The organism is Dietzia maris (assembly GCF_014144855.1).
Taxonomy (GTDB): Bacteria; Actinomycetota; Actinomycetes; order Mycobacteriales; family Mycobacteriaceae; genus Dietzia; species Dietzia kunjamensis.
The window spans coordinates 1-5,466 of record NZ_JAALDN010000267.1 but is presented as its reverse complement, the minus strand read 5'-3'; the positions used below and the strand labels follow the sequence as shown (position 1 = coordinate 5,466).

Annotated in this window: 6 protein-coding genes; 5 read left to right on the top strand and 1 reads right to left on the bottom strand. The window is 67.9% G+C overall.

The window, feature by feature from the left end:
* Positions 1-259: twin-arginine translocation signal domain-containing protein (locus G6024_RS09300; protein WP_159148558.1), on the bottom strand; the 259-nt coding region annotated here is incomplete at its 3' end.
* A 207-nt stretch (positions 260-466) separates the two neighbouring features.
* On the opposite strand from G6024_RS09300, the gene G6024_RS09295 reads away from it, so the two are divergent.
* From G6024_RS09295 to G6024_RS09275, 5 genes are all read left to right on the top strand, one after another.
* Positions 467-1,522 (top strand): ABC transporter ATP-binding protein, encoded by a 1,056-nt coding sequence (locus tag G6024_RS09295; protein WP_132063489.1) that lies wholly within the window; start codon positions 467-469, stop codon positions 1,520-1,522.
* A 278-nt stretch (positions 1,523-1,800) separates the two neighbouring features.
* Positions 1,801-3,069, top strand: a complete 1,269-nt coding sequence (locus G6024_RS09290) for an ABC transporter substrate-binding protein (protein ID WP_159148557.1) — start codon at positions 1,801-1,803, stop codon at positions 3,067-3,069.
* 207 nt (positions 3,070-3,276) lie between these two features.
* Positions 3,277-4,266, top strand: a complete 990-nt coding sequence (locus tag G6024_RS09285; protein WP_067720075.1) for a carbohydrate ABC transporter permease — start codon at positions 3,277-3,279, stop codon at positions 4,264-4,266.
* A 98-nt stretch (positions 4,267-4,364) separates the two neighbouring features.
* Positions 4,365-5,210: a carbohydrate ABC transporter permease gene (locus tag G6024_RS09280; protein WP_067720228.1), complete on the top strand. Its 846-nt coding sequence runs from the start codon at positions 4,365-4,367 to the stop codon at positions 5,208-5,210.
* A gap of 6 nt (positions 5,211-5,216) precedes the next feature.
* Positions 5,217-5,441: a hypothetical protein gene (locus G6024_RS09275; RefSeq protein ID WP_007627187.1), complete on the top strand. Its 225-nt coding sequence runs from the start codon at positions 5,217-5,219 to the stop codon at positions 5,439-5,441.
* Positions 5,442-5,466 lie beyond the last annotated feature (25 nt).

Below are 5,466 nucleotides of genomic sequence, written 5' to 3'. Positions count from 1 at the left end.
CGGCGGACGAGCCCTGCGCCGCGGCGGTCGCGGGCAGCACCTGGGTGGCGCCCACCGCCAGCGCCACGACCCCCGCGGCCTTGAGTGCACCGCGGCGGCTGATCTCGGTGGCGATGTCCCCGAAGTACGGGTTGTCGGTGGTGTTGGGCACCGGTGCGGCGCACTGGTCCCCGCACTTGTAGACACAGGTCACGTGCTGTCGGTTGGAGATCCCCGGCGTCGGGGCGGTGGCGATCGGGAGCAGGCGGCGGGCGGACATTCGGGTCTCCTGGAGGCGTCAACAGTCGTAGTGGACGCCTGCACGCTAGGGGTGTGGGACGGCCGGGCGGTCGCGGGCGGACCACGCCCGGATGAACTGTGTGCGCAGTGCGGGTGAACTCCGCCCCGGGCCGCTACAGTCACCCGTGTTCGCCCTCTATCTCGGATCGTCCGGCACGTTCCTGCCGGTGAAGGGAATTGTTTTCTCATGGCCTCGGTGACCTTCGAGAACGTGTCCATCGTCTATCCGGGGGCGGCGCGACGCAGTGTCGACCGCCTGGACCTGGAGATCGCCGACGGCGAGTTCCTTGTCCTGGTCGGACCCTCCGGCTGCGGCAAGTCGACGACCCTGCGCGCCCTGGCCGGTCTGGAGGACGTGGCGGCGGGCCGGATCCTCATCGGTGACAGGGACGTGACGGGCACCGAGCCCAAGGACCGCGACATCGCGATGGTGTTCCAGAACTACGCGCTGTACCCGCACTACACGGTCCGCGAGAACATGGGTTTCGCCCTGAAGCTGGCCAAGGCGTCCAAGGCGGAGATCACGGAGCGCGTCGACCGCGCGGCCGAGATGCTCGACCTGGTGCCGTACCTCGACCGCAAGCCCAAGGAGCTCTCCGGTGGCCAGCGTCAGCGCGTGGCCATGGGGCGGGCGATCGTGCGCAACCCGCAGGTCTTCCTCATGGACGAGCCGCTGTCCAACCTCGACGCCAAGCTCCGGGTGGCCACGCGAGCACAGATCGCCAAGCTGCAGCGGGACCTGCACACCACGATGATCTACGTGACGCACGACCAGGTCGAGGCCATGACGATGGGCGACCGCGTCGCGGTGCTCAAGGACGGGGTGCTCCAGCAGGTCGACGCCCCGCGCGAGCTCTACAACAACCCGGTCAACGCCTTCGTGGCGGGTTTCATCGGGTCACCGTCCATGAACCTCTTCGACGCCCCTGTCGCCGACGGGGCGGTGGACCTCGAGGGGTTCCGCGAACCCGTGCCCGCCGGCTCGGGGTCGAGGGTCACCGTCGGCGTGCGGCCCGAACACCTGCGGATGGCCGCGGAAGGCCACGGGCTGGAGGTGACGGTGGACCTGGTGGAGGAGCTCGGAGCGGACAGCTACCTGCATTGTTCGACCCGCGACAACCACCCGGTGGTGTACCGGGCGGAGTCGGGTGACCATCCCCGCAAGGGCGACACCATGTACCTCGAGGCGCTCGACGACGAGGTGCGGTTCTTCGACGTGGAATCCGGTCTCAGGCTCCGCTGAATCCACGGGGCCGGGGCCCGCGCCGACAGGGAGACACGCCGGTGTCCGCCCCGAACGGTGTTGCTAGAGTGACTCCTGTGACCTCGCTCTCGTGACCATCCGTGGTGTCGGGAGCGACGGCGCGTCGGTCGCGTGTCCGCACGTGGTCCCGCGCCGCCGCCGTCTCGTGGGTTACGCTCAGCAGGTCCTCAGTGAGACCCTCGTCACAGTCGGCGCCGGTCCACTGCCCCGTCGGCATTCGCCGAGGGGAGTCGAGACACGACAGTAGGAGAGAGCGCATGGCCGTTCACGGCAGGTTCCTCAAGGCGGCGGCGGCCGCCTCCGTAGTCGCCCTGGTATCCACGGCGTGTGGATCGGGTGGCGATGAATCCGACGAGCAGGCGCAGGCCGGCACCTCGGGCGTCGGCCCCATCACCTTCGCGATGGGCAGCAACGACACCGACAAGCTCCGTCCCGTCATCGAGCAGTGGAACGCGGAGAACCCCGACCAGGAGGTCACCCTCCGCGAGCTGCCCGCCGAGCAGGACGGGCAGCGCGACACCCTGACGCAGTCGCTCCAGACCGAGAGCGGCGAGTACGACGTGTTCGCCCTCGACGTCACCGACACCGCGTACTTCGCGGCCAACGGGTGGCTGCAGCCGATCGAGAACGAGACCGAGGTCGACACCTCCGGGCTGATCGAGGCCGCCGTCGACTCGGCGACCTACAACGGCACCCTCTACGGCGTGCCGCAGAACACCAACGCCCAGCTCCTGTACTACCGCACCGACCTCCAGCCGGAGGCGCCCGCCAACTGGGAGGAGCTCGTCTCCTCCTGCGAGGCCGCGGAGGGTGCGGACGTCGACTGCCTGCAGACCCAGCTCAGCCAGTACGAGGGTCTGACCGTCGCCGCCACCCAGTTCATCCACAGCTGGGGCGGACAGGTCGTCGGTGAGGACGGGAATACGCCCGAGCTCGACACCGAGGAGGCGCGTGCGGGCCTGACCGCCCTCGTCGACGCCTACAAGGGCGGCGTCATCCCCCAGAAGACCGACGCGTTCACGGAGGAGGAGACCGCGCAGGCCTTCCTCGCCGGCGAGACCATGTACTCCTACAACTGGCCGTACATGTACGAGTCGGGCCAGTCCGACCCCACGTCCCAGGTCCAGGGTGACTTCCAGGTCGCCCCGATCGTCGGCGAGGACGGCCCCGGTCAGTCCACGCTCGGTGGCTACAACAACGCGATCAACGTGTTCTCCGAGAACAAGGAGACGGCACGGGCCTTCCTCGAGTTCATCATCTCCGAGGACGTCCAGATGGGCTTCGCCGAGCAGTCGTTCCCGCCGGTGCTGTCCTCGATCTACGACGACGAGGCGCTCCAGCAGGAGTTCCCCTACATGCCGGCCCTGAAGGCGGCGCTCGACAACGCCGAGCCGCGCCCGGTCACCCCGTTCTATCCCTCCGTGTCCAAGGCGATCCAGGACAACACCTTCGCGGCGCTTCACGGGGAGAAGGACGTCGAGCAGGCCCTCAACGACATGACGGCCGCGATCGAACAGGCACAGTGATTCACCGAGCACGGTGATTCACAACGCACAGTGATCCACCGAGCACGGTGATCGAACGAGGTCAACGATCACCGCGGTCCGGGTGATCGGCACACGGTCCGGCGGCAGACGGCTGTCGGACCAGGGCAGGTGGGCCCCGGGTAACGTTCCCGGGGCCCACCTCCTCTCCCTGATGGGGCGGGCGCGAACCCGGCGAGGAGCAAGGCGATGACGACGAGCGAGAAGTCCCCGGCGCCACTGGTCGAGAAGAAGTTCGACTGGCGTCCGGTGTGGATGGTGGGTCCGGCCCTGGCCATCCTCGCGGTGGTGATCGGGTACCCGGTCATTCGCGCGGTGTACCTGTCGTTCATGGCCGACCGCGGCCTGGACCCGGCCACGGGCATGTTCTCGGAGGGCGGGTTCGCCGGTTTCCAGCACTACCTCTACTGGCTGACGCAGGCCTGCCCCGCTCCCGGCGGCGACGGCACCGTCACCTGTCCGCCGGGCGTCTCGTCCGTGGACTTCTGGCCCGCCATGGGCAACACGCTGTTCTTCACCGTCACCACCGTCTCCCTCGAGACGGTGCTCGGTTTCGCCATGGCCGTGGTCATGGGCAAGAGCATCTGGGGACGCTCCCTGCTGCGCGCCGCCGTCCTGGTCCCGTGGGCGATCCCCACCGCCGTCACGGCGAAACTGTGGGCGTTCATCTTCGCCCCCAACGGGATCGCCAACACCCTCCTGGGCACGAACATCGCCTGGACCACCGACCCGTTCTACGCCCGTATGGCCATCATCATCGCCGACGTGTGGAAGACCGCGCCGTTCATGGCGCTGCTCATCCTCGCCGGGTTACAGATGATCCCTGGTGACGTCTACGAGGCGGCCCGCGTGGACGGCGCGTCCCGCTGGCAGCAATTCGTCCGCATCACCCTTCCGCTGGTGCGTCCCGCCCTCATGGTGGCGATCCTGTTCCGCACCCTCGACGCGCTGCGCATGTACGACCTGCCCGTCATCCTCGTGTCGGCCAACTCCAACTCGCCCACCGCGACCGTGTCGATGCTGGTGGTCAACGAGATGAGAATGGGCAACTTCAACAGTGCCTCCGCGATATCGACACTGGTGTTCCTGCTGGTCTTCGCCGTCGCGTACATCATGGTCAAATTCCTCGGCGCGAACGTCGTGGAGGATCGCACGGGCAAGAAGGGGGAGATCCGGTGAGTCACCGAGCGTCTGAACCGAGCACCTCGCCGACCACGCCGACGACCACCTCGTCGTCGTCGACCCGCGGCCCCGACCGGCGCCGCGACGACGAGGACATCAAGCCACCACGCAAACCGCTCGGCCCTACCGTCAGCACCTACGTCGGCGCGCTACTCATCCTCATCTGGGGACTCGCGCCGTTCTACTGGATGCTGGTGACCGCGTTCCGCGACAACCGGTTCATCTTCTCCGCCAGCCCGGTGCCCTCGCACCTCACGCTCGACAACTTCCGTGAGGCGCTGGCCACGGACGGCGGCAACAACTTCCTGGGCGCGATCATCAACTCCGTGCTCATCAGCTCGATCACCACCGCCCTCGCGCTGACGTTCGGCGTGTTCACCGCCTACGCCCTCGCCAGGGTCGACTTCCGGGGCAAGTTCCTCGTCACCGGGATCATCCTCGCCGCGTCGATGTTCCCCGGCGTCGCCCTGGTCACGCCGCTGTTCCAGCTGTTCACCGACATCGGCTGGATCGGCACGTACCAGGCGCTCATCATCCCCAACATCTCGTTCGCGCTGCCGCTGACCATCTACACCCTCACGTCGTTCTTCAACGACCTGCCGTGGGAGCTGGAGGAGGCCGCCCGCGTCGACGGTGCGACCCGCGGCCAGGCGTTCATCAAGATCATCCTCCCGCTCGCCGCGCCGGCCCTGTTCACCACCGCGATCCTGGCGTTCATCATCACGTGGAACGAGTTCGTGCTCTCGCAGCAGCTGTCCACGACCGCGACCGAGCCCGTGACGGTGGCGATCGCCCGGTTCTCCGGGGTCAATCCGTACCTGCCGCCGCACGCGGCGATCATGGCCGCCGGCGCGCTCGTCACCGTGCCGCTGGTGATCATGGTGCTGATCTTCCAGCGACGGATCATCTCCGGCCTCACCGCCGGCGGCCTGAAGAGCTGATCGGCGGTGGCTCGGAGCGGCGGTGACGCCCTGGGCGCCCGGCAGCGGCTGGAGGTCATCGGCGGGTTCGTCGGGTTCTTCACCGTGCTGGCGTTGGTCAACGCGGTGGGCTTGATCCTCACCGGGCGACCGTCGATCTTCGCCTCGCTCGTGCTGGTGCTCATGCTGGTGGCGTCGTGGTACACCTACCGGACGTGGCGCCGGGTCGACCGGGCGGTCAAGCGGGGCTGACAGTGATGATGTGTGTAGTGGTTCT

Coding starts and splice junctions, on each gene's coding strand:
- G6024_RS09295 (WP_132063489.1), top strand. CDS start 467: ATGGCCTCGGTGACCTTCGAGAACGTGTCCATCGTCTATCCGGGGGCG.
- G6024_RS09290 (WP_159148557.1), top strand. CDS start 1,801: ATGGCCGTTCACGGCAGGTTCCTCAAGGCGGCGGCGGCCGCCTCCGTA.
- G6024_RS09285 (WP_067720075.1), top strand. CDS start 3,277: ATGACGACGAGCGAGAAGTCCCCGGCGCCACTGGTCGAGAAGAAGTTC.